We start from the raw sequence: 22,036 nt of genomic DNA, 5'->3' as shown, positions 1-22,036 counted from the left end.
CGTGATGTCAGTGGCGCGTGGTGCAGTTGTGTCAGGGGTAGGACGTCGTCAGGGAAGGGGAGCGGGTGTCGCTCGATGAGCTGAGCACGAGTGCGTTCGCCACGTCGTCGCGAGACGGTGGCCCGCCCGACGACCGTCTGCCGCCGCAGGACGTCGGGGCGGAGCAGTCGGTGCTCGGCGGCATGCTCCTCTCGAAGGACGCCATCGCCGACTGCGTCGAGCAGCTCAAGGGCACCGACTTCTACCGCCCTGCACACGAGCTCATCTACGACGCGATCCTCGACCTCTACGGGCGGGGCGAGCCGGCCGACGCCATCACCGTGGCGGACGAGCTGACCAAACGCGGTGACATCGCCCGGGTGGGTGGACAGGCCTACCTGCACCAGCTCATCGCCTCCGTGCCGACCGCGGCGAACGCCGGCTACTACGCCCAGATCGTCGCCGAGCGCGCGGTCCTGCGACGCCTCGTCGAGGCGGGGACGCGCATCGTCCAGCTCGGATACGCGCAGGGCGGCGGGGACGTCGAGGACATCGTCAACGCCGCTCAGGCGGAGGTCTACTCCGTCGCCGACAAGCGTGGCGGCGAGGACTACAACATCATCGGCGACATCCTCGAGGCCACCGTCGACGAGATCGAGGTCGCCTCCGGTCGATCTGGCGAGATGACCGGTGTACCAACAGGATTCACCGACCTCGACCAGCTCACGAACGGCCTTCATCCGGGCCAGATGATCGTCATCGCGGCGCGACCCGCCATGGGGAAGGCGCTGGCGCTCGACACCCCCCTGGCGACTCCCGGCGGGTGGACGACGATGGGCGAGGTGGCTGTCGATGACCTCGTGCTCGGTTCCGACGGACGGCCGACGCGGGTCGTGGCCGCGACGTCGGTGATGCAGGGCCGGCCGTGCTACCGGGTCGCGTTCTCCGATGGCTCCGTCCTCGTCGCCGACGAGCAGCACCAGTGGTCGGTCCGGCTCGACGGTTCGGAGACGCGCATCCTCACGACGGTGGAGATCCTGACCGCCCTGCGTGCGGGCCGCGTCGTGACGATCGAGCGCGTTCCCGGTGCGGGCGTCGTCGGAATCACCTTGGCATTGTGGAAGATCGACGTGATCGAGCCCGTCGAGTCAGTGCCGGTCCGGTGCATCGAGGTCGATGCCACCGACCACCTCTACCTCGCCGGCACGACGATGATCCCGACGCACAACTCGACGATCGGGCTCGACATCGTGAGGTCCGCAGCGATCAAGCACAAGATGGCCGCCGTGATCTTCTCACTCGAGATGAGCAAGACCGAGATCACCATGCGACTGTTGTCCGCGGAGGCGGGTATCCAGCTCCAGCACATGCGCAAGGGCACGATGCGTGAGGAGGACTGGACCAGGCTTGCCTCGACCATGGGCAAGGTCTCGGATGCGCCGCTCTTCATTGATGATTCGCCCAACATGTCGCTCATGGAGATCCGGGCGAAGTGTCGTCGCCTCAAGCAGCGGCACAACCTCAGGATCGTCGTCATCGACTATCTGCAGCTGATGTCCTCGGGGAAGCGCGTCGAGTCACGACAGCAGGAGGTCTCAGAGTTCTCGCGCGCGCTCAAGCTGCTCGCCAAGGAGCTCGAGGTGCCGGTCATCGCGATCTCGCAGCTGAACCGCGGGCCCGAGCAGCGCACCGACAAGAAGCCCCAGATGAGCGATCTTCGTGAATCCGGGTCGATCGAGCAGGACGCGGACATGGTCATCCTCCTGCACCGAGAGGCCGCCTACGAGAAGGACTCGCCTCGCGAGGGTGAGGCGGACCTGATCGTGGCCAAGCACCGAAACGGTCCGACAGACACGATCGTCGTCGCCTTCCAGGGCCACTTCAGCCGGTTCACCAACATGGCGACGAACTTCTGACGTGGCGGTCGGGACACCTGTGCTTTCGTGGGTGCTGCGCTCGCTGTTCCGAGGCTCACTCTCCACAGGCCGTCAGGGTGGAACCAACTGACCCCCACCTCAGGCATACCACTCGTCTACTCGTTCTGATCCGATCCGCCTGATCTGACGGCGCCAGCTTCAGGGCCGAGTCAGGGTCGCTCCGGATGTCTTCGTTCACGCCGGGGGAGGAGGGTTGTTTCGTGGGTCGCCCTGTATCCGCGCGCGTCCCGCTCGCCCACTGACCGAGGAGACGCGATGCCAGGAACCGAAGCCCGCAAGCGGAGTGTGTTGGTTCGCCTGGGTGCACTGTGCGGTCTGCTCGCGCCGTTCACCTTCACGGTCGGTTGGGCGGTGGGTGGGATGGCACAGCCGGATGCCTTCAGCCTTCTCAACGATGAAGTGAGTGACCTCGGCGCGGTCACCGCCGACCAGTCCTGGATCTACAACCAGGTCGGGGCGAACCTGACGGGGCTGCTCGTCGCGGCCCTCGCCTTCGCCCTCTGGAGAGCGGGAAGTTTCCGGCCACCAAGCGAGGTCGGGATGCTGGCCCTGGGGATCGTTGGCGTGGGCGTGTTCCTCGATGGATTTCTCCGGCTCGACTGTCGCGCCATCGATGCGGGTTGCGAGGCCGGTGGGACCTCTGGGCTCGCTACGGCGCACCAGGTCGAGTCGCTCATCACGGTGACAGCGATGTTTGTCGCGATCTTCGCGTTGGCGCGTGCCTTCACGAAGTCGGAGCACTGGCAGGGCCGGCGCCTCCCCACGCTGGTGGCCGGCTTCGCGACCGTCGCCGGAATGATCGGGGGGACGATGCTCTCCGGGTTCGAGGTCGAGGGTGGCGGTCTCGCGATGCGCGTGGGGCTGACCGCCTGGTTCGCCTGGGTTGCACTGGTGTCGTATCGCCTGCTGCATCTCGACAGCGGCCGTGCACGACCGACGTCCACACCTGATCGCCATCAATCGGTCGCATCAGCGGCCACACCCCACGGCTAGCGTCACGTCCTTGTCAGGTCCCATCGCCACGGCCGAAGGACACCGGTCAGGCCACCGAGACCTCGAGCACCTTGACGGCCTCGGCAAAGTCACCACTGCCGCCAACGGCCATGCGGCCTGGTTCGGCACCCAGACGGTCGACGGCGCCCGGTGCACGGCGATCACCCCGCCGCCTGGCTTTCAGACAGCAGTCGACGACTGCCGCGACGTGGTCCCGGGCGGTATGCAGTACGAGGGTCGCGCACCGCCAGCTCACGGTCGCCGGAAGCCAGCCCGCCCAGGTGGGCACGACCCTGCGCCCGGCGGCAAGCACAGGCCCGCTCGTCGTCCTGCGTCCCAGCCCGGCCTGGCCTCCTCTCACCCAGCGCCAGCTCACGGAGAAGCAGCTGGATCTACAGCACTGTGCCCAAGCGGATCTTGCGCGGCCGCCTCGGGCTCGATCGAGCATGAAAGGTAGCCCGCACAACGGCCTGCAAGCTTGGCTGCACCGCGACACCTGTCGAGATGCGGCGGGCTCTGTAGGAAGGGGACCTGTCGGGATGCAGCCAAGTCTGTGAGAACGGGCCACCATTACAGCGACTGGCCGCAACGTCAGGTGACCTCGGGGCGGCCGCTGGAGAGCTCGGCTCGTACTTGGCCTTCGTTGGTGTGCTGGTTGCCATCGGCAGCGTCGCTGATGCGATCAGGTGCTCCCACGGCGCGCTCGGGGCTGCGCAGGAGTAGAGATCGCGACTGCCGAGTGGGCCCTCGACCCGAGTTGACATCCTGAACATGTCCAGTGTTGAAAATGTCTTCAATTCATGGGAGCCTTGCCCCGCTCCCGGAGAAAGCGATCAGGACCCAGGGATGGGGAGGATCAGATGACCACGCCGTTGCATCAGTTGAAGGCTGAGTTCTTCAAGACGCTGAGTCATCCCACCCGGATCCGGGTCCTCGAGCTGTTGAGCACCGGTGAACGGTCGGTGGGTGAACTCCTGCGCGAGCTCGAGATCGAGGCTTCGAACCTGTCACAGCAGCTCGCCGTGCTGCGTCGCGCGGGCTTGGTGACGACCCGCAAAGAGGGGTCCACCGTCTACTACTCGATGGTGAGTCACGAGATCGCGGACCTGCTCACGGTGGCACGCAAGCTGCTGACCAGCCTGGTCTCTGACCAGCTCAGCACTTTGCAGGAAGACGTGCGGACGACTCGTCGCCACCAGGTTCGGAAGGCAATCCGTTGAGGGCGATGCTCAAGCGGATTCGTGCCGTGGGGCGTGTGGCGGAACCGGCGCCCGATGCGCCAGATGGTGGGCCTTCGCGTGGTGGAGAGTTCGGTGGGTCGATCCAGGTGCGTCATGTCGATGCTGGTTCGTGCAACGGTTGTGAGCTGGAGATCGTCTCGGCCTTCGGCCCGGTCTATGACCTGGAGCGCTACGGTGTGCGGCTGGTTGCGTCACCACGACACGCTGACGTGCTGCTGGTGACCGGGCCGGTGACCCGCAACATGGCGGACCCGCTGCGCAAGGCCTACGAGGCGATGCCGGCACCGAAGCTCGTTGTGGCCCTGGGCGACTGCGCCCAGAACTGCGGGATCTTCGCCGGCGCGTATGGCGTCGTCGGGGCGGTGTCGGACGTGATCCCGGTGGACCGAGAGATCAGCGGATGTCCACCGAGTCCGGAGGCGATCATCGCCGCACTGCGCGAGGTGAGCGGTCGATGAGCCCTATCGCGCTCGGGCTGGGATGTGTCGCGTTGGGCGCTGCTCTTGCCGTGATGACCGCGGTGCTGCCCGCCGATGCACGCCGTAGCGCTTCGGGGCTGGTCACCAGCCTGGTCGGGGCGGGCGGCGTCCTTGCCGGCTCGGCGGCGGTGCTCGGCAGCCCGTACAGAACGTCGGTCGACTTCCTGCTTCCGCTGAGCAGGGTGGTTCTGGACATCGACGGGCTCTCGGGTCTGTTCATGGTCATGATCGGTGGGGTCGCGGTCGTCGTTGGCGTGTATCGGATCGGCTACGTCCACCAGAGGCACCATGAGCCCCACGACGGTGACGACACGCACGGCAACCTCGCGTCCGGCGCCACGGGGATCGATTCGCGGTGGGCGACGGCCTCTCTGCCGCTGTTCGTGGCCGCCATGCTGTGGGTTCCTGCGGCCGGAAACATCACCACCTTCCTGGTGGCATGGGAGCTGATGGCACTCGCCTCGCTGGTCCTGGTGCTGACCGAGCATCGGGAGCGAGTGGAAGTGCGTCAGGCCGGTGTGTGGTACGCGGCGATGACCCACGCCGGCTTCGTTGTGATTCTGGTCGGCATGGTCCTGCTCGCCGCCTGGTCGGGCACCGAGACCTTCGACGGGATCCGAGGGGCGGCCCCCGCTCTGTCGGAGCCTGCGCGTTCTGCCGTCTTCCTCCTGAGTCTGGCCGGCTTCGCCTCCAAGGCGGGCCTGGTTCCGTTGCATGTCTGGCTGCCGCGGGCGCATCCGGAAGCCCCCAGCTATGTGTCGGCGCTGATGTCGGCGGCGATGGTCAACCTCGGCCTGTACGGGATCGTCCGGGTCTGGTTCGACCTGCTCGGTGGAGGCCCGAGCTGGTGGGCGCTGATCGTGCTCGCGCTGGGGGTCGTCTCGGCGTTGTACGGCGTGCTGCAGGCCGTCGTGGCCAGCGACCTGAAGCGGCTGCTGGCCTACTCGACGACGGAGAATCTCGGTTTGGTGTGTGTCGGTGTCGGTGCGGCCGGTCTGGTCGCCACCGACGGCGACTCACCGTTGGTCGGCCTGTTGCTGCTGGCCGCGTTGATGCATGCGGTCAACCATGCGGGTTTCAAGTCACTGTTGTTCCTGGGCGCGGGCGCGGTGTTGCGCGCCACCGGGCTGCGGGACCTGGACCGGATGGGGGGTCTCGTGCGGCTCATGCCGATCACGGCTGTGCTCACCGGCGTTGGCGCCTTGGCCGCCTCAGGTCTGCCACCGGGGAACGGTTTCGTCTCGGAGTGGCTGCTGCTGCAGGGGCTGATCCACAGCCTGCCCCCGTCTGGTACCCCCAATCTGCTCATGGCGGTCACCATGCCCCTGGCAGTCGGCGCGGTGGCGCTGACCGCCGGACTGGGCGTGGCGACATTCGTCAAGGCTTGGGGGATTGGGTTCCTGGCTCGTCCCCGGTCCCCTCAGGCCGCGTCCGCCGCCGAGGGTGGGGTTGCCTTGTCGGTGGGGATGGGCCTGGCTGCGGCCGCGTGCGGGGTGCTGGCGCTGTGGCCGGCCGCCCCCATCCAAGCCGTCTCCCGGGCGATTGCGGGTCTGCCTGGCATCGGTGCGAGCCCACCGGTGCGCTCTGACGCGTACCTGATCCTGTCAGGGGTGCGCGGGTCGATCTCCCCGGTGTTGATCGCGCTGGCGCTCGCACTGGGCGTCACGGTCGTCGCGGTGGGGTTCCGCGCCCTTGCGGCGCGTCGAGCGCGGCGTCGGTCGCTGGTGTGGGGCTGTGGCGGCACCCGGTTGAGCCCGCGGATGCAGTACACAGCCACTTCGTATGCCGAGCCGCTGATCAGGGTCTTCGATGACGTCCTGCGCCCGGAGCAGGACGTGGACGTCACTCATTATGAGGAGTCGCGGTACCTGGTGGAGAGTGTGACGTATCGGCAACGGGTGGGGGACCGCGTCGAGGCCCGCCTGTATCCGCCGGTCCTGAGGGCGGCGAACCGGTGGGCGCAGCTCGCCCGCCGGGTGCAGAACGGCAGCCTGCACCGGTATCTGGCCTACGGCCTCATCGGTGTCATCGTCGTGCTGATCTCCGCGGCGGTGGTGGCCTCATGAACGGCTCCTGGAGCTGGTGGGGCGCTGTCGGGGTGCTGCTCCAGATGGTCGTGGTGGTTGCCGCCGCGCCGTATCTGGTCGGGTTGATGCGCCAGGTGCGGGCCCGCCTCGAGGGCAGGGTCGGCGGCGGCGTGGGTCAGCCGTGGCGCGATGTGCGCAAGCTTCTCCGCAAGGAACCGATCACTCCTGAAGGCTCCTCCCTGGTCTTCGTCGCGGCTCCCGCCGTGGCCTTGTCCGCGTCGCTGGTGGTCGTCGCGGTGGCGCCCTTCATCGCGACCAGCTCGCCCCTGGACGCGGTCGCGGACCTGTACGCGGTCGTGTCCCTCATGCTGCTGGGCTCGGTGGCCTTCGCCCTTGCCGGGCTGGACACCGGGTCCGCCTTCGGCGGGATGGGCTCGAGCCGGACGATGATGGTCGCGGCCCTGGCCGAACCGACGCTGCTGCTCACCGGTTTCGCGCTGGCGGTCCGGGTCGGCTCGTCCAACCTGGGAGAGCTGGTGGATCGCAGCCAGCAGGCTCCCGGCGAGGTGTTCTCGCCGGCGGTACTCCTGGCTGCGGCCGCACTGGCCATCGTCGTGGTCGCCGAGGCCGGTCGGCTCCCGGTGGACAATCCCGCCACGCACCTGGAACTGACGATGATCCACGAGGCGACGATCCTCGAGTACTCCGGACGCGACCTGGCTGTGGTCGAACTGGCCAGCTCGATCCGGCTGACGATCCTGCTCGGGCTCTGGGTCAACCTGTTCCTGCCCTGGGGCATCCCGGGGGAGACCACGCCGGTCGCGTTGGCGCTGGGCGCCCTCGTATTCCTGGTCAAGGTGGGCGTCGCGGCCGCGGCGTTGAGCGCTGTGGAAGTGTTCATGGCCAAGTGGCGACTGTTCCGAGTGCCCGAGCTGCTGGCCGGCTCGTTCCTGTTCGGCGTGCTCGCCGTGTCCACCTCGTTCTTCTTGGCATGACCATGACCCAGCTCACGCATCGAAGGCGGTCCTGATTTGTCCAGCGAGGTCTACACCCAGCTGCTGTATGTCGCGTGCGGCGGCCTGCTGCTGGCTGCGGTGCTGACGTTGTGGCGACGCCAGCTCTCCGCGTTGGTAAGCCTGCTCATCGTCCAGGGTGCCCTGTTGGGTCTGCTGGCCATGCTGCTGGGCATCCGCCACGACAGCGCTGAGCTCTACGTCGTAGCCGTCGGCGTGCTGCTGCTCAAGGGTGTGGTGCTGCCGTTGGTGCTTCGACGGGCGCTGCGCAGTGGCGGCGAGGCACGCGAGACCCGGCCGCTGGTCAATGTCCCCGCGTCGATCCTCGCCGCGTCGTTGCTGACGCTGGTCGCCTATGCCGCCAGCGGCCCCATTGTCGCCCTGAGCCCGGGACCGGAGGCCCGTGCCGTACCGGTCGGTCTCGCGATGGTCCTGATCGGCCTGTTCGTGATGGTCACCCGCCGCCGCGCCATCTCCCAAGTGGTCGGGTTCCTGCTGATGGACAACGGGATCGCCGCCACTGCGTTCCTGCTCACCGCGGGGATCCCGGCCGTGGTCGAGCTGGCGGTCTCGCTGGACCTGCTGCTGGTGGTGCTGGTGCTGCTGGTGGTCACCAGCCACGTCCGCGCCACGTTCGGAGGAACCGACATCGACGAGCTGCGAGGACTGAGGGACTGATGCTTGACCTGACCTCACCATCGATCCACTTCAGCGGCGTGTCACCGGCGCAGTCCTCGCTGAGCGGCCTGCTCGTCGTGCTGCCGCTGGCGGCACCGCTGCTGGTGAGCGTGACCGCACTGTTCGTCCGGGCCGGCCGGTTGCTCGCCGTCCGAGCCAGCATCGTCGCAGCCGCCGTGATCCTCGGGTCGGGCGTTGCGGCTGCCGTGGTCAACGTGCGCGGCGAGGTGGCCTCGATCGGCTCGACCCTTCGCATCGACGCGCTGTCGGCAGTGATGCTCATCGTGATCGGCGCGGTCGGGCTGATCGCCACCACGGCCAGCGTCGACTTCCTCCGGGGCGAGATCAGTGGCGGCCACACCACCGATCGGCGGGTGCGCGCCTACAGCGTGCTGCTGCCGGCCTTCCTGGCGGCCATGGTGCTGGCGGTCGTAGCGAACAACCTCGGGCTGCTGTGGGCAGCGATCGAAGCAACCACGATCGTCACCGCGTTCCTGGTCGGCCACCATCGGTCCCGGGGTGCGGTGGAGGCCACCTGGAAGTATCTGATCATCTGCTCGGTCGGCATCGCTCTGGCCTACCTGGGCACCGTCCTGGTGCACTACGCAGCCCGGCACGCCGGGCTGGCCGAGTCCGAGGCGCTGGACTGGACCGCACTGGCGGCCGGCGCAGCCCAGCTCGACCCGGATGTCATGCGGGTCGCGTTTGCCCTGCTGGTGCTCGGGTTCGGAGCCAAGGCCGGCATGGCACCTCTGCACAGCTGGCTGCCCGATGCGCACAGTCAGGCCCCGGCTCCCGTGTCGGCTCTGATGTCCGGAGTGCTGCTGCCGGTCGCGGTCTACGCGCTGCTGCGTTACCGGGTGATCGCGGCACCCAGCTTGGGGGAGCACCAGGTACGGCTGCTGCTGCTGATCGTCGCGCTCGGCTCGCTGGCTCTCGCCGCCTCCCTGATCATCGCCCAGAGCGACTACAAGCGGCTGCTGGCCTACTCCAGCATCGAGCACATGTCTCTGGTCGTCATCGGAGTGGCGATCGGGACCCCACTTGCGGTGGCCGCACTGCTGTTGCACATCGTCGGCCACGGCCTGGGCAAGGCCGTCCTGTTCTGCAGCGCCGGCCGCATCCTGGCCACCGAGGGCAGCACGAGCATCCGGTCCGTGCGCGGACTGCTGGGCCGACGCCCAGCGCTCGCGGCTGTCTTCGCCGCGGGAATCGCCGCCCTGCTCGGGCTGCCGCCCTTCAGCTTGTTCGCCAGCGAGGTCGGCCTGGCCCGGGCGGGCACGTCGGCCGGACTGGGCTGGGTGATCGCGGCCGCGATGGCTCTGGTCGCGATCATCTTCGTGGCCATCACCGTGCACGTGGCCCCGATGCTGCTGGGTCGAGTGGCCGCCGGCCAGCCCGTGGACCGGTCTGCCGCGGCCTTGTCCCCACTGGTGCTGGGCCTGGTCGTTCTCGCCGTCCTGGGGATGGTGGCCTGGCCGCTGGACCAGCTGCTGCAGTCGGCCAGCCTGATCGGAGGTGCCAGATGAGCGAACAGGAGCGGCCCGACACCCCACCGCCGACCGATTTCCCGGCGGTCGAGAGCCGTCACTACCACCACCGCCGTCAGGTCGAGGTGTCCGCGGACACCCTGGGAACGCGGGCCACCGAGCTGTTGGGCAGCGGCTTCCGGCTGGGCCTGGTCGCGGCACACGAGGACAATGACCGGTTCCGGGTCATCTACCTCTTCCTCGCCGGGCAACCCGACCGCCGAGTCGAACTGGTTCTCACCACCGACCGGGAGGCGCCCTCGGTGCCCACGCTGGCCGGGCTGTCGTTTCCCGCGGGACGGTTCGAACGCGAGATGCGCGACCTGTACGGCATCATCCCCGTCGACCATCCCCTGCCTCGGCGCCTGGTGCGACACCAGCACTGGCCCCAGGGCTGGTACCCGATGCGCCGCGATGCCGGCGCACCTCCGGCGTTCGGCTCCGAGGACCAGCCCTACCCCTTCGCCACCGTCCAAGGTCCAGGGGTCTACGAGATCCCCGTCGGCCCGATTCACGCCGGCCTCATCGAACCCGGCCACTTCCGGTTCTCGGTCGTCGGTGAGACCATCCTCAAGCTCAAGGCACGGCTCTGGTTCGTCCACCGCGGCATCGAGAAGCACGCCGAGGGCCGGACGGTCTTCGACGCGCTGCCGCTGATGGAGCGGGTCTCCGGGGACACCTCGGTCGGACACGCTCTCGCGTTCAGTCTGGCCGTCGAGGAGGCCCTGGACTGGGCGGTGCCGGCTCGAGCCCAGCTGATGCGCGCCATCGTCCTGGAGCTGGAGCGTCTCTACAACCACATCACCGACATCGGTGCCCTGTGCAACGACGTCGGCCAGGGACTGCTCAACGCCCACGCCCTCACACTGCGGGAACAGCTCCTCCGGCTCAACGCCGAGACCACCGGCCACCGGCTGCTGCGCGGCGCGGTCATCCCCGGCGGGGCGCGCCTGCGGGCCCTACCCACGGCCGCAACCATCGATCATGTCGCCGCCGAGGCCGACCACATCGTCTCGCTTGCCCTGGGTCACAGCGTGGTGCGCGACCGTTTCACCGACACGGCGGTGCTCAGCACGGACCAGGCTCGAGACCTGGGCGCCGTGGGCTACGTCGCCCGCGCCAGCGGACTTCGGATCGACGCCCGCCACGACCACCCCTTCACCGACGCCACCACCCGCGCGCAACTGGTGACGAAGTCCGAGGGCGACGTCATGGCCCGGTTCCTGATGCGCGTCGAGGAGTTCCAGGCCTCGGCGCTGCTGATCAAGGACCTTCTGGCGCTGGCCGGTGACGGCGATGTGATCCAGAGCAAGCCGGGCCGGATAGCACGCCAGGCGTCGGGTGTCGGCCTGGTCGAGGGATGGCGCGGCACGATCGTCCATCGGATCGAGCTGGCCCCCGACAAGACGATCCGACGGCTGAAGATCGTGGACCCGTCCTTCCTCAACTGGCCCGCGGTGCCGGTCAGCCTCGCCGACACCATCGTCCCTGACTTTCCCCTGACCAATAAGAGCTTCAACCTGTCCTACGCCGGCAACGACCTGTGATCCGGGCAGCCCAGAGGCGGCGACATGCGGTCCCCGGGGCGCGGGCTACCCCGGACCGCTCACACCGCCTGATCCTTGCGTCTGACGTCGGTCCACCCTGTCCATCCGCGCTCCTCGAGCGAGGAGCCTTCGGGCACAGTACGGTTCGACTCCCGTCCGTGCTTGTCTCCGCCGACGAGGGGCTCGTCGAGGTCGACGGTGCCGACAGCGCGCTGGCCACCGGCCTGGCTGGGGCAGGGGTGCGCCCCCTGGTGGTGGTCGGCCTTGCCTCGACCTTGCCCGGGGTGTCGGGTTGCCGAGCATGGCGACTCGGCCAGCCGGAGCACGTACGCAGAGTTTGCGATCGCGCTGCTCGACGAGATCGAGGACCCGCGCCACCACCGGCTTGCCGTCAGCATCCAGGAGACTTGATACCCGAGGGTCCACGACAGCCTGGACGCCTCGGTCGCCGAGCACATCCGCCGTCTCGAGGAGACCAACGGCTGGCCGCGGTCGTGGTGCGCCCTACCTGCTCCTTGCGGCCCGAGGCCGGTAGGTGTCGGCCATGCCGGAGAAAGCGGATCTGCCGAACTCAGTCGGTCGGCCTCTCACCGCCCGACTCCTCGGCTGGCGCGGACTTCGCGGGCTCGTCGAGTCGCAGGATCGTCTCCTCGATCTCGGCGTTGCGCCCGTTGGCGAACGCGATCTCCGTTCCTATGATCGCGAATCCTGCCCTCTGAAGCACCTTGATCGATCCCACATTGTCGCTAGCCGCGCGCGCGAACACGGGCCGCACGCGAACCGATTCCAGAAGCAGGGCGAGCGCACGGCCGGCGATGCCCTGGCCCCAGAAGGCCCTGTCGATCCAGTAGGTAACTTCCGTGTCTCCATCGAGGACGAAACTGGCGATAGTGCCGACGAGCCGGCCATCGACAGTGACCGCACGGTTGGTCGACTCGGGCGCCGTCAGGACCTTAGCCATGTGGGCATCGAATGCGGCGCGGTCATCGGGATTCTCGGCCGTGAAGGCGGCCATCCGGACCGACGCCGGATCCCGCATCATCTCGAACAACGCATCGAGGTCGGAGTCCTCGACCGGCCGCAGTACCACCTCAGCCACACGTACCCTCCTCAGCCACACGCGCCCTTCCCCTGCGGCGCACCATCGATCAGCGCTGAACGTACCAACACCCTCGGACAACCGGACCCGCGTGAGACCGGCAGGACCATCGAGTGCGCGTCAGTCCGCCGCGAGGACGCAGAACTCGTTTCCTCCGGGTCTGCCAGGACAAACCCAGAGGCGTCCCTGCGGGCAGTACCTGCACGCCGTGGGCCATGAGCCGTCAGACGAGCCACCTCGGCGCCCTGGTCAGCCGGCCTGAAGTCGACATGGAGTCGGCTCTTGGCCTTCGCGCCCTCAGCAAGCCGGACGAGGTCCAGCTTGTTCCCATTCCACGTCACGAGGCGAACGTGGCCGTGCCTGCCAGGGCCTCAGAGACAGTCGTTGTCGGAGGACGCTCGTCACGGACTTGGTTCCTCGGTGATGAGTTGTAGCGCCCACAGCCGTCATATCTACGACGGGATACGAGGAGACGGAAGGATGACGTGATGAGTGTGGACACGCGACTGGAGGAGCGGGGAGTGAACGGTCTGGGCGACGTCGACGAGAGGGCCTTCGCGGGCTTGACGGAGCGGCACCGGCGGGAGCTGCACGTGCACTGCTATCGGATGCTCGGGTCGTTCGAGGACGCCGAGGACACCGTGCAGGAGGCGTTCCTCCGCGCCTGGCGACGGCGGGAGACCTTCGAGGGACGGTCGACCTTGCGGGCGTGGTTGTACCGGATCGCCACCAATGCCTGCCTGGACCTGCTCGCCAAGCGGCGCCCGGAGCCTGCGACCGGCGGCGAGGTGCTGTGGCTGCAGCCTTACCCGGACCGGCTGCTCGACGAGCTACCCGCGGACAACGCGGACGAGCCGGAGGCACTGGTCGCTGCGCGGGAGACGATCGAGCTGGCCTACCTCGTCGCAGTGCAGCACCTCGCGCCGCGCCCACGGGCCGTCCTGATTCTGCGGGACGTGCTCGGCTGGCCGGCGAAGGACGTCGCGGAACTCCTCGGGGATTCCGTCAACTCGGTGAACAGCGCCCTACAGCGGGCTCGCGCCGGCATGCGGGAGCACCTGCCCGCCGAGCGACAGGACTGGACCGGCGGTGAGGAGGACGCCGCGACGCGCGAGCTGGTGCGCCGCTACACCGACGCCAGCGTTGCCACCGACATCGACGGGCTCGCCGCCCTGCTGCGCGACGACGTCCGCTCTTCCATGCCGCCCACGCCAGGCCTCTACGTCGGCCGCGATGCGGTGGTGAAGGACTGGGCCGAGAGCGGCTTCGAGGCCTTGGGACGCCTGCGTGCCGTTCCGACCTCCGTGAACCGGCAGCCCGCTGTCGCCTTCTACCTCTGGCAGGAGCGGGAGGCCGCCTACCTACCACTGACGATCGATGTCCTTCGTATCACCGGCGGGACGATCACCGAGATCACCACGTTCCACGACGACCAGTTCCCGCGGCTCGGGTTGCCAGAGGGACTGCCAGCCGACGGCGGGGAACGCCAGGCACGGAAGGAGGGAACGGCATGAACAGCCTGGATGACACCCGGGTTGTCGCAGGCGCGGAACCGGTCCAGACCACCCACACCAACCGGCTCCGCGGCGTAGCCGTCACCGGCTTCGTCGCCGCGCTTGCGGCGATGGCGGCCACCACCCTCGCTGCCGCGCTTGCCCAGGTCTTTGGCGTCGACTTCGAGATCCCCGACGGTGGCGAGACGATCCCGTTGACCGGGCTCGCCGTGGTGACGGGCCTCTTCTCGGTCATTGGTGTTGCCATTGCCGTCGCTCTTCTTCGTTGGAGCACTCGCCCCGCCGAGCGATTCCTCTGGACGGCGATGTCGCTGACCGCGATCTCGTTGGTCCCGCCCCTCCTCGTCGGCGCGAACACCGCCACCACCATCACCCTCCTCGGGCTGCATCTCGTCGCTGCGACGGTGATGATCCCCAGCCTGGTGCGGAGCCTTCGAAAGCAGACCGGTCCAGCAGGCGGTCGCACCCGCTGAGCCTGCAGATCCGAAGGTGACCTATCGTGATCACAGCCGAGCAGGTGGCGACGAGGAGGTCGTTGTGGGCAGGTCCTGGCGAATCGGGTTGGCCGGCATGCTGCTTGCCCTGGGCGCGTGTGGACAAGTCGCTGCCGAAGACCCGGCTCGATCGACATCAGACCGCGGGGGCGCGGTGCAGCTCGCCGCCTCGCAGACATGTACGCCGGGCTCCGGGCCGGATTGCGTGTCCGTCGGCGGCGAGCACATCGTGGTCACTGCGTCAGACTTCATCCGCGTTGGAGTGGTCTCGGCCACTCCCGCACGTGACGGCATCCCTGCCATCGACGTGGAGTTCGACGCCGAGGGAGCAATGGCGTTCAGTCAGGCCTCCAAGGACGTGGTCGAGAAGGGTGATGGCGGGCGCCTCGTGCTGAGAGCTGACGAGCACGTGCTCGGCGCGGTTCGCGTGCCAAGCCCCCTCGCCCCATCGGAGCTGCGCATCTTTCTTCAGGACGATCTCAGTGCTGAGGACGCGGCCCGATGGATCATCGGCGGATGACTCCGCCTTCAGCAGCCAGCCACCCGGCACCGCGCCGTTGCACGACTCTGGGGCTGGAGACCACAGGTGAGCCCCTTCCACCGGCGTGGCGTTCATTGGTGGTGGAACGGTGTCGGATTGGCCTGGGGCTGTTCGTTGGGAAAGTGAACGTGGTCCACCAGGGTCCGCCGGAGCGGTAGGAGCAGCCATGCCCGAGTACCTCATCTACTTCAACCAGCAGTGGGTCGGCGACCACACTGAGGAGTGGTTCCGCGGGCGCGGACCGCTCGCCATGGCAGTGGTGAACGAGATGAAGGCTGCCGGTGTGTACGTCTTCGCCGGAGGGCTTGAGGAGGAGGACGGTCCGGTCTACAGCGCCGACCCCACCAGCGGCACGGTGCTGATCACCGATGGACCCTATGTCGAGACCAAGGAGTTCCTGGGCGGGTTCGCCGTGGTGGACGTGGCCGACGACGAGAGCGCCACGATGTGGGCCGGCAAGATCGCGGAGGCCTGTGGTTGGGCCCATGAGGTCCGCCGCTTCAAACCGCAGCCCCAGACCGAGATTCCGGACCGTGGCTAACCTCCCACCATGGACACGGAGGACCTACGCCTGGCCGTCTACCGTCTCTTTCGCCGTGGGCAGATCCCTCGGGTCGCCGATCTGGCCGTTGAACTGCCGACCATGAGTGAGCAGCAGGTCCGCGCCGGCCTGGTCACCCTCGCGGCACAGCGCCACGTCGCACTCGGCGCCGACGGCGAGATCACCATGGCCCACCCGTTCACCGCTGTCCCCCTCGGGTTCTCGGTGATGGGGCGGGACACCCTGTGGTGGGGCGGGTGCGCGTGGGACTCCTTCGCGCTGCCGCACCTGCTGCCGGACCAGGGTCCGATGCTGGTCGCCACCACCTGTCCGGCGTGCGAGCAGGCCCACGCGTGGCGAGTCGGCGATCACGAGCCTCCGCCAGGCGGACAGGTCGCCCACTTCTTGGTCCCGGCCGCCCGCATGTGGGACGACGTCGTGTACACGTGCGGCAATCAACGCATCTTCTGCTCCGAGGCCTGCGTGGCCACCTGGCTCGACAAGGCAGAACAGGCACGCGGCTACGTGATGGACCTGCCGACCCTCTGGCGGCTCGCGTCAGGCTGGTACGCCGGCCGGCTCGAGCGGGGCTACGTTCGTCGCGAGCCGAGCGCAGCCGCGGACTACCTCCGCAGGGTGGAACTCGCTGGCGCCTTCTGGGGCCTTCCGGAGTGACCGGGCTCTCCGGCACCCAGCCGGTGAGGAGTCCAGGTGGAACGATCTTGAGAAGGCGCGTGGGTCGCTGGACCATGTGTAGGGGCAGACTTCGACTCAGCCATGGGAGACAACATGGGGGACTACACGATCAAGGCTCTCGACGCGTCGACCTGGGACGACTTCGTCGCCATGGTCGAGCGCAACTCCGGACTCTTCTCAGGCTGCTGGTGCACCAAGTTCCACCCGCAGGACCGTGAGGAGGAGGAGCTCAACCGGCCGTACAAGGAGCGCATGGTCCGCGAAGGCGTCGCGCATGCGGCCCTGGTCTTCCAGGGTGATGAGGCGGTCGCCTGGGCGGAGTACGGCACGCCCGAGGAGCTGCCGAACATCCATCACCGCAAGCAGTACGAGGAGGGTGTCGTCACCCCGGCGGACTACCGGATCACGTGCATCTTCGTCGACAGGCGGCACCGGCGCACGGGGCTCGCCGCCGTCGCCTTGCATGGTGCGCTCGAGCTCATTGCCAGCCAGGGCGGTGGCCGAGTCGAGGGCTACCCGCAGGACACGCCAGGCAAGAAGGTCAACCCGTCGTTCCTGTACAACGGCACCCGGCACATGTACGAGGAGGCCGGCTTCGCCTATGACCGTGCGAAGGGCAAGAACCACTGCGTGATGTCGCTGACGGTCGAGGCGGCCAGGATCTGAACCGCTCCTTCACCTGGTGCTGTTCAGCCCGGTGGGGGCGAGAGTGGGGCGCGGCATCTGGACTGGACGCGGGCACGGGCTCGAGGGTGGCCGGGACCGCCAGATCCTGGGCCAAGACTCTGCGCCGCGGATGTCGAGAAGGTTCACGCGGCTCCGTTCCCAAGGGTAGGAGACCCGACTGGGACTCCCCGACACCGACAAGGGAGACACCACCATGCAACCGGACGAGATCACCGCGGTCCTGAACCTCCCGATCAGCCGAGAGCTCCTGGCTCGAGACCTGCTGCGCATGGCCTACGTCGCCAAGGACGGCACGCCCCGCAATGTACCGATCGCATTCACCTGGAACGGCTCGGAGATTGTCGTCTGCACCTCGAAGAATGCCCCGAAGCTGCCCGCGCTGCGCCGCAACCCATCGGTCGCGCTGACGATCGACACCGAAGTGCACCCGCCGAAGATCCTGCTCATCCGCGGTCGAGCTGAGCTGGACGTCGTGGACGGCATCCCGGACGAGTACCTGCAGATGAACGGCAGCTACACCATGACCGCCGAACAGCGCGTCGAGTGGGAGGCCGAGGTGCGCTCCCTCTACGACGGCATGGTCCGGATTGTCATCACCCCGACGTGGGCGAAGCTCATCGACTTCGAAACCACGCTCCCGAGCGCGGTCGAGGAACTGATCCACCAGCGGGCCGAGCGTCAGCCCACCTGAAACCCGTCCTTGCGTCGAAGGGATCGCGCTTCAGCGTCCGGTCAGTCAGCTAGAGCTTCGTCATCTTGCGGCAGGGCGTCGTGATCCGAATCGTCCTGGTGCTGAAATCGACGGTCACTCCCCCTGCGTCGACACCCACGACTCGACCCAGCCCGTAGGAGTCATGCGAGACCCGGTCGTCCAGCACGAACTGCTCGGCGATCGGCTCTGGCTCGGCCTGAAAGGGACTGCTGGCGTGGCGAGGACGCGGGCGTGCAGATGAGGTTGCCATTGCCACCAGTATGCGCCCCGGAGGTCAGCGCGGGAAGCCGGTCCCAAACGGGCGACCGGGCCTGTGGGCGCGACACCCGGAGCCTCGGTTCCGGGCAGCGATTCGCACGATGCGCGACACTGACGCGATGAACAGCGAGGTTGGGCGTGGTACGTCAACGAGCAAGGTCTACATCGTCGCCGACATCGAGGTGATCGATCCGGCGGTGTACGAGGACTACAAGCGCCTGTCGTCGGCTGCGGCGGAGAAATACCACGGTCGCTGGCTCGTCCGTGGCGGGGCGGTCGACGTGCTGGAAGGGGACTGGCAACCTCATCGCTTCGTTGTCGTCGAGTTCGAGGACGAGGCTGCGGCGCGGCGATGGTATGCCTCTCCTGAATACGCTGCTGCGAGGGCTGTGCGTCAGCGTTCGGCGAGGTCGTCGCTGCTGCTCGTCCACAGCACCTGATGCAGGCCGCGGCCCAGTACTCAGCCGCGGCATCGTCGGGCACGTCGACGACGGTGACGCCGCCCTCCAGTTCGGGGGCAGCCCGGCCGGCTGCCGCTCACCGTCACGACGACGCGCTCGCATCGTTCGGACACCACGGCCAGGAACATTTCACGCTCCGCTGGCTCCTGCCGCAGCGCCATTCCGTCGCAGAGCAGTCCCGTCAGGGCGTCACGTCGCGTCCTCCTTGCGCCTGATGTTCGTCCAGCCCGTCCAGCCGCGGTCCTCGAGGAGATCGAGCAGCCGCGGCGCGCACGGGAAGGACTCGAGGAATGCGGCATCGAGCAGCGCGACGAGCTCGTCGCTGACGGGGTGTTCGTCCTCGATCCCGACGGCGTCTGCAGCCGCAGCCTCGATGAAGGCGGCCACGCGGTCTGCGAGCGCGGGCAGCCGCGGGTCGTCTGGTGCGCAGTCGGCGAGTTCTCCGATGTCGAGATACAGCCGACGCAGGACCTCGTTCTCGATCTGCGCGTGCTTGATCGCCATGAGGTCAGCGACTGCTTCTGGCATCTGGGCCGAGACCAGGATCCAGCTGTCGCGCTCGACCTCGATCAGCCGCTCCCGGAACCCGAGCTCGCGCATCCGGTCGAGGTAGGCCACAGCCTCGGGCGGCAACGCCAGGCTGTCGCCCGCCGCAAGCTTGGCGATCCGCTCCCGGTGCCGCTGACGTTCCCGGATCTCGCCACGCAGGCGGCGGTCGATGTCCTCGACCGCCGCCGCGAACTCATCGTCATCGGCCGCAAGGAGTTCACGCACCCGTGACAGCGGCACGCCGGCGTCGGCCAAGGTGCGGATCTTGACGAGCTCCACCACTGCTGCGGCGTCGTAGCGCCGGTAGCCGGAGTGGTCTCTCTCGGGCTCGGCCAGCAGCTGCTTGGCATGGTAGTGGCGGACCGCTCGGACGGTGACACCGGCATACGATGCGATCTGGCTGATCGTCAGCATGGCCCCATTCTGCGAGCTTCTGGCCACGTCGTGGCTGAGCCGCCGCAGCTTCCGGTGGTCGCGGGCCACGGTCTGCCGCCGTGCTCGGCGAGGGCATGTCAGGCGATCTTGCTGCGGTAGGTCCGCATCGCGAGCGCGTAGGCGACGAGCAGGAGGCCGACGCACCACGCGAGTGCGATCCAGCCGTCGTTGCCGACCGGCTGCTCGGCGTAGAGGTTGCGAATGGTGTTGACGATCGAGGTGACTGGCTGGTTCTCGGCGAACCAGCGCACCGGGCCCGGCATGCCTGCGGTGGGCACGAAGGCCGAGCTGATGAACGGTAGGAAGATCAGCGGGTAGGAGAACCCGCTCACCCCGTCGACCGACTTCGCGGTCAGCCCGGGGATCACGGCCAGCCACGTCAGCGCGAGGGTGAACAGCACCATGATCCCGAGGACCGCGAGCCAAGCGAGGACGCCGGCGCCAGATCGAAAGCCCATCGCGACCGCGACGAGCACGACGAGGACGAGTGAGGTCAGGTTGGCCACGACGGACGTCAGCACGTGGCTCCACAACACGGCCGATCGGGCGACCGGCATCGACTGGAACCGTTCGAAGATCCCCCCGGAGACGTCCGTGAAGAGCCGGAACGCGGTGTAGGCAATGCCGGAGGCCACGGTGATGAGCAGGATCCCGGGCAGCAGGTAGTTGACGTAGTTGCCGCCGCCGACGTCGATCGCGCTGCCGAAGACGTAGACGAACAGCAGCAGCATGGCGATCGGGGTGATGGCGGTGGTGATGATCGTGTCCGGACTGCGCAGGATGTGGCGCAGGGATCGCTTGAGCAGGACGCGCGTGTCGTGGAGGGTGTGGGTGGTCATCGGGGCTCCTTAGCTGCGGGGATCGTCGTGGCCGACGATCGCGAGGAAGATGTCTTCGAGGGTCGGCTGCTTCTCGACGTATTCGACCTCGGCCGGAGGAAGCAGCTGCTTGAGCTCGGCGAGGGTCCCGTCGGCGATGATCCGGCCCCCGTGCAGGACGGCGATCCGGTCCGCCAGGTGCTCGGCCTCGTCGAGGTACTGCGTGGTGAGCAGAATCGTCGTGCCTCGGCCGGCGAGGTCCTGCACGGTCTTCCAGACCTCGATCCGCGACTGCGGGTCGAGCCCCGTCGTCGGTTCGTCGAGGAAGAGCACCGGCGGGTCGCCGATCAGGCTCATCGCGATGTCGAGGCGTCGGCGCATGCCGCCGGAATACGTTGCGACCCTTTGCCCGGCCGCATCGGTCAGCGCGAATCGCGTGAGCAGGTCGTCCGCAACCCGACCGGGATCCTCGAGACGTCGCAGCTCGGCGACGAGGACGAGGTTCTCACGCCCGGTGAGGACCTCGTCGACAGCGGCGAACTGTCCGGTGAGGCTGATCGACTCGCGCACCAGGGCCGGCGCGCTGGCGACGTCGTATCCGTTGACGGTGGCGGTTCCTCCGTCCGCCTTGAGCAGTGTGGAGAGGATCTTCACGGCTGTGGTCTTGCCGGCCCCGTTGGAGCCGAGCAGGGCGAAGATGGAGCCGGAGGGCACGCTCAGATCGACGCCCTTGAGCACCGCGTGGTTGCCGTAGGACTTCATGAGTCCGACGATCTCGATGGCTTGTCTCGTGGTCATGGCATCAGCCTGCAACCCTGACCCTGCGTCAAGGTCAAGTCGCCATCGCGGGTGGCTGGCTGGGGCCCACCAGGGCGGCCGCATCCGATAACCAGGTGCGCACTCTTGGCGCGGGGGTGTGGGGTGGAGACATGACGATCGTCCTGGGCACGCCGGATGTGGATGGGCTGAGCGAGGCTGTGCGCGTGCTGCGGGAGTGGCAGCACGACGAGGCTCCGACGCAGCTGCATCCGGGGGACCTGGGCTGGCACTGGCGATTCGGTGCGGAGGTCACTGCGGCCGCGGTCCGGACCTGGAGCCGCGACGGACAGATCCGCGCCGTGGGGCTGTTGGACAGTCCTGAGCTGTTGCGACTGGCGGTCGCACCGGAAGACCAGCACGACGAGGAGCTGGCTCGACAGATCGCCGCCGACGCGGCTCAGCCGGAGCGCGGCATCCTGCCTCGAGGGAAGGCATTCATCGAGGCGCGCGGTGGCGCGCTGCTCCAACGGCTGCTCCTCGCCGACGGGTGGGTCGTTGGCGAGCCGTGGACCCCGCTCCAGCGCGACCTCACCGAGCCGGTGGAGGACTGCGGTCTGCGGATCGAGGTGATCAGTCCGGACCGAGTTCACCTGCGGGTGGCCGTCCAGCGCGCCGCATTCGAGCGGTCCACGTTCACGGTGGAGCGCTGGCAGGCGATGGCCGCCGGGCCTGCGTATGCAGACGCTCACTGCCTGGTCGCGTTCGACGACCAGGGCAGTGCAGTGGCGGCCGCGACGGTGTGGTCGGCCGGACCGGGCAGGCCCGGGCTGCTCGAACCGATGGGCGTGCACCGCGACCATCGCGGTCACGGCTACGGCACGGCGATCACCGTCGCCGCGGCGGCCGCTCTCCGAGAACTGGGCTCGTCCAGCGCATTCGTGTGTGCCGAGAGCTCCAACGTCGGCGCGGTCGCCACCTACGCGTCGGCCGGCTTCCAACAGCTCCCCGAGGCGCCGGACCTGACCCGAGGCCCATAGGTCGTGCACCCT

24 protein-coding genes are annotated in these 22,036 nt (G+C 68.1%); 18 read left to right on the top strand and 6 right to left on the bottom strand.

Annotated elements, in window-relative coordinates:
• Window positions 1-65: 65 nt before the first annotated feature.
• From dnaB to LOY02_RS03730, 9 genes are all read left to right on the top strand, one after another.
• The gene (gene dnaB / locus LOY02_RS03770) at window positions 66-1,895 is read left to right on the top strand and encodes a replicative DNA helicase (protein ID WP_317180996.1); all 1,830 of its coding nucleotides are present in this window, start codon (window positions 66-68) and stop codon (window positions 1,893-1,895) included.
• Window positions 1,896-2,171: 276 nt separating this feature from the next.
• Complete coding sequence (locus LOY02_RS03765) at window positions 2,172-2,909, top strand: DUF998 domain-containing protein (protein ID WP_317180995.1); 738 nt, start codon at window positions 2,172-2,174, stop codon at window positions 2,907-2,909.
• A gap of 860 nt (window positions 2,910-3,769) precedes the next feature.
• A complete protein-coding gene (locus tag LOY02_RS03760; RefSeq protein WP_317180994.1) occupies window positions 3,770-4,129 on the top strand; it encodes a metalloregulator ArsR/SmtB family transcription factor in 360 nt (119 codons plus the stop codon).
• 107 nt (window positions 4,130-4,236) lie between these two features.
• A complete protein-coding gene (locus LOY02_RS03755; RefSeq protein WP_317180993.1) occupies window positions 4,237-4,608 on the top strand; it encodes an NADH-quinone oxidoreductase subunit B family protein in 372 nt (123 codons plus the stop codon).
• A complete protein-coding gene (locus LOY02_RS03750) occupies window positions 4,605-6,695 on the top strand; it encodes a proton-conducting transporter membrane subunit (RefSeq protein WP_317180992.1) in 2,091 nt (696 codons plus the stop codon). The genes LOY02_RS03755 and LOY02_RS03750 overlap by 4 nt, the downstream gene beginning before the upstream one ends.
• Window positions 6,692-7,651, top strand: a complete 960-nt coding sequence (locus LOY02_RS03745) for a respiratory chain complex I subunit 1 family protein (protein WP_317180991.1) — start codon at window positions 6,692-6,694, stop codon at window positions 7,649-7,651. The genes LOY02_RS03750 and LOY02_RS03745 overlap by 4 nt, the downstream gene beginning before the upstream one ends.
• Window positions 7,652-7,687: 36 nt before the next feature.
• On the top strand, window positions 7,688-8,347 hold the full coding sequence (locus LOY02_RS03740) for a hypothetical protein (protein ID WP_317180990.1): 660 nt from the start codon (window positions 7,688-7,690) through the stop codon (window positions 8,345-8,347).
• The gene (locus LOY02_RS03735) at window positions 8,347-9,876 is read left to right on the top strand and encodes a proton-conducting transporter membrane subunit (protein ID WP_317180989.1); all 1,530 of its coding nucleotides are present in this window, start codon (window positions 8,347-8,349) and stop codon (window positions 9,874-9,876) included. The genes LOY02_RS03740 and LOY02_RS03735 overlap by 1 nt, the downstream gene beginning before the upstream one ends.
• Window positions 9,873-11,423 (top strand): NADH-quinone oxidoreductase subunit C, encoded by a 1,551-nt coding sequence (locus LOY02_RS03730; protein WP_317180988.1) that lies wholly within the window; start codon window positions 9,873-9,875, stop codon window positions 11,421-11,423. Before LOY02_RS03735 ends, LOY02_RS03730 begins: the two co-directional genes overlap by 4 nt.
• Before the next feature lie 571 nt (window positions 11,424-11,994).
• On the opposite strand, the gene LOY02_RS03725 is transcribed toward LOY02_RS03730, so the two are convergent.
• Both LOY02_RS03725 and LOY02_RS19220 read right to left on the bottom strand, forming a co-directional pair.
• Window positions 11,995-12,522 carry a GNAT family N-acetyltransferase gene (locus tag LOY02_RS03725; protein WP_317180987.1) on the bottom strand — a complete coding sequence of 176 codons (528 nt, stop codon included), beginning with the start codon at window positions 12,520-12,522 and terminating at the stop codon, window positions 11,995-11,997.
• A gap of 11 nt (window positions 12,523-12,533) precedes the next feature.
• Entirely contained in the window at window positions 12,534-12,863 is a 330-nt protein-coding gene (locus tag LOY02_RS19220; RefSeq protein ID WP_410505911.1) for a VOC family protein, read from the bottom strand.
• A gap of 147 nt (window positions 12,864-13,010) precedes the next feature.
• Here LOY02_RS19220 and LOY02_RS03720 point away from each other — a divergent pair, with 147 nt between their 5' ends.
• The 7 genes from LOY02_RS03720 (at window position 13,011) to LOY02_RS03690 (ending at window position 17,686) form a co-directional block, all read left to right on the top strand.
• On the top strand, window positions 13,011-14,036 hold the full coding sequence (locus tag LOY02_RS03720; protein ID WP_317180986.1) for an RNA polymerase subunit sigma-70: 1,026 nt from the start codon (window positions 13,011-13,013) through the stop codon (window positions 14,034-14,036).
• Entirely contained in the window at window positions 14,033-14,509 is a 477-nt protein-coding gene (locus LOY02_RS03715) for a DUF6069 family protein (protein WP_317180985.1), read from the top strand. Before LOY02_RS03720 ends, LOY02_RS03715 begins: the two co-directional genes overlap by 4 nt.
• A gap of 16 nt (window positions 14,510-14,525) precedes the next feature.
• Window positions 14,526-15,050, top strand: coding sequence for a hypothetical protein (locus LOY02_RS03710; RefSeq protein WP_317180984.1), 525 nt, complete (start codon window positions 14,526-14,528; stop codon window positions 15,048-15,050).
• 187 nt (window positions 15,051-15,237) lie between these two features.
• Window positions 15,238-15,612, top strand: a complete 375-nt coding sequence (locus LOY02_RS03705) for a YciI family protein (protein ID WP_317180983.1) — start codon at window positions 15,238-15,240, stop codon at window positions 15,610-15,612.
• Window positions 15,613-15,621: 9 nt separating this feature from the next.
• A complete protein-coding gene (gene merB / locus LOY02_RS03700) occupies window positions 15,622-16,287 on the top strand; it encodes an organomercurial lyase (RefSeq protein ID WP_317180982.1) in 666 nt (221 codons plus the stop codon).
• Window positions 16,288-16,389: 102 nt separating this feature from the next.
• A complete protein-coding gene (locus tag LOY02_RS03695; RefSeq protein ID WP_317180981.1) occupies window positions 16,390-16,974 on the top strand; it encodes a GNAT family N-acetyltransferase in 585 nt (194 codons plus the stop codon).
• Window positions 16,975-17,188: 214 nt separating this feature from the next.
• A complete protein-coding gene (locus LOY02_RS03690; RefSeq protein WP_317180980.1) occupies window positions 17,189-17,686 on the top strand; it encodes a pyridoxamine 5'-phosphate oxidase family protein in 498 nt (165 codons plus the stop codon).
• 49 nt (window positions 17,687-17,735) lie between these two features.
• Here the strand turns inward: LOY02_RS03690 and LOY02_RS03685 are convergent, their stop codons facing one another.
• Window positions 17,736-17,957 carry a hypothetical protein gene (locus LOY02_RS03685; protein WP_317180979.1) on the bottom strand — a complete coding sequence of 74 codons (222 nt, stop codon included), beginning with the start codon at window positions 17,955-17,957 and terminating at the stop codon, window positions 17,736-17,738.
• A 127-nt stretch (window positions 17,958-18,084) separates the two neighbouring features.
• On the opposite strand from LOY02_RS03685, the gene LOY02_RS03680 reads away from it, so the two are divergent.
• Window positions 18,085-18,405, top strand: coding sequence for a DUF1330 domain-containing protein (locus tag LOY02_RS03680; RefSeq protein WP_317180978.1), 321 nt, complete (start codon window positions 18,085-18,087; stop codon window positions 18,403-18,405).
• A 210-nt stretch (window positions 18,406-18,615) separates the two neighbouring features.
• Here LOY02_RS03680 and LOY02_RS03675 read toward each other — a convergent pair whose 3' ends face one another.
• From LOY02_RS03675 to LOY02_RS03665, 3 genes are all read right to left on the bottom strand, one after another.
• Window positions 18,616-19,389: a MerR family transcriptional regulator gene (locus LOY02_RS03675; protein WP_317180977.1), complete on the bottom strand. Its 774-nt coding sequence runs from the start codon at window positions 19,387-19,389 to the stop codon at window positions 18,616-18,618.
• A gap of 98 nt (window positions 19,390-19,487) precedes the next feature.
• Entirely contained in the window at window positions 19,488-20,249 is a 762-nt protein-coding gene (locus LOY02_RS03670; protein WP_317180976.1) for an ABC transporter permease, read from the bottom strand.
• A 9-nt stretch (window positions 20,250-20,258) separates the two neighbouring features.
• Window positions 20,259-21,026, bottom strand: coding sequence for an ABC transporter ATP-binding protein (locus LOY02_RS03665; protein ID WP_317180975.1), 768 nt, complete (start codon window positions 21,024-21,026; stop codon window positions 20,259-20,261).
• Between the two features lie 131 nt (window positions 21,027-21,157).
• Between LOY02_RS03665 and LOY02_RS03660 the strand changes: the two genes are divergently transcribed.
• Window positions 21,158-22,024 carry a GNAT family N-acetyltransferase gene (locus LOY02_RS03660; protein ID WP_317180974.1) on the top strand — a complete coding sequence of 289 codons (867 nt, stop codon included), beginning with the start codon at window positions 21,158-21,160 and terminating at the stop codon, window positions 22,022-22,024.
• The last annotated feature ends 12 nt before the right edge of the window (window positions 22,025-22,036 follow it).

It is taken from the genome of Intrasporangium sp. (assembly GCF_032907665.1).
Taxonomy (GTDB): domain Bacteria; phylum Actinomycetota; class Actinomycetes; order Actinomycetales; family Dermatophilaceae; genus Intrasporangium.
The sequence above is the reverse complement of the archived record's forward strand: the minus strand, read 5'-3'. Positions and strand labels throughout refer to the sequence as shown.

What these genes read in the sequence shown, in the direction of transcription:
- LOY02_RS03720 (WP_317180986.1), top strand. Translation starts at nt 13,011, where the DNA reads ATGAGTGTGGACACGCGACTGGAGGAGCGGGGAGTGAACGGTCTGGGC.
- LOY02_RS03735 (WP_317180989.1), top strand. Translation starts at nt 8,347, where the DNA reads ATGCTTGACCTGACCTCACCATCGATCCACTTCAGCGGCGTGTCACCG.
- LOY02_RS03705 (WP_317180983.1), top strand. Translation starts at nt 15,238, where the DNA reads ATGCCCGAGTACCTCATCTACTTCAACCAGCAGTGGGTCGGCGACCAC.
- LOY02_RS03745 (WP_317180991.1), top strand. Translation starts at nt 6,692, where the DNA reads ATGAACGGCTCCTGGAGCTGGTGGGGCGCTGTCGGGGTGCTGCTCCAG.
- LOY02_RS03695 (WP_317180981.1), top strand. Translation starts at nt 16,390, where the DNA reads ATGGGAGACAACATGGGGGACTACACGATCAAGGCTCTCGACGCGTCG.
- LOY02_RS03660 (WP_317180974.1), top strand. Translation starts at nt 21,158, where the DNA reads ATGACGATCGTCCTGGGCACGCCGGATGTGGATGGGCTGAGCGAGGCT.
- LOY02_RS03665 (WP_317180975.1), bottom strand. Translation starts at nt 21,026, where the DNA reads ATGACCACGAGACAAGCCATCGAGATCGTCGGACTCATGAAGTCCTAC.
- merB (WP_317180982.1), top strand. Translation starts at nt 15,622, where the DNA reads ATGGACACGGAGGACCTACGCCTGGCCGTCTACCGTCTCTTTCGCCGT.
- LOY02_RS03680 (WP_317180978.1), top strand. Translation starts at nt 18,085, where the DNA reads ATGAACAGCGAGGTTGGGCGTGGTACGTCAACGAGCAAGGTCTACATC.
- LOY02_RS03685 (WP_317180979.1), bottom strand. Translation starts at nt 17,957, where the DNA reads ATGGCAACCTCATCTGCACGCCCGCGTCCTCGCCACGCCAGCAGTCCC.
- LOY02_RS03760 (WP_317180994.1), top strand. Translation starts at nt 3,770, where the DNA reads ATGACCACGCCGTTGCATCAGTTGAAGGCTGAGTTCTTCAAGACGCTG.
- LOY02_RS03765 (WP_317180995.1), top strand. Translation starts at nt 2,172, where the DNA reads ATGCCAGGAACCGAAGCCCGCAAGCGGAGTGTGTTGGTTCGCCTGGGT.
- LOY02_RS03675 (WP_317180977.1), bottom strand. Translation starts at nt 19,389, where the DNA reads ATGCTGACGATCAGCCAGATCGCATCGTATGCCGGTGTCACCGTCCGA.
- LOY02_RS03750 (WP_317180992.1), top strand. Translation starts at nt 4,605, where the DNA reads ATGAGCCCTATCGCGCTCGGGCTGGGATGTGTCGCGTTGGGCGCTGCT.
- LOY02_RS03690 (WP_317180980.1), top strand. Translation starts at nt 17,189, where the DNA reads ATGCAACCGGACGAGATCACCGCGGTCCTGAACCTCCCGATCAGCCGA.
- LOY02_RS03715 (WP_317180985.1), top strand. Translation starts at nt 14,033, where the DNA reads ATGAACAGCCTGGATGACACCCGGGTTGTCGCAGGCGCGGAACCGGTC.
- LOY02_RS03670 (WP_317180976.1), bottom strand. Translation starts at nt 20,249, where the DNA reads ATGACCACCCACACCCTCCACGACACGCGCGTCCTGCTCAAGCGATCC.
- LOY02_RS03730 (WP_317180988.1), top strand. Translation starts at nt 9,873, where the DNA reads ATGAGCGAACAGGAGCGGCCCGACACCCCACCGCCGACCGATTTCCCG.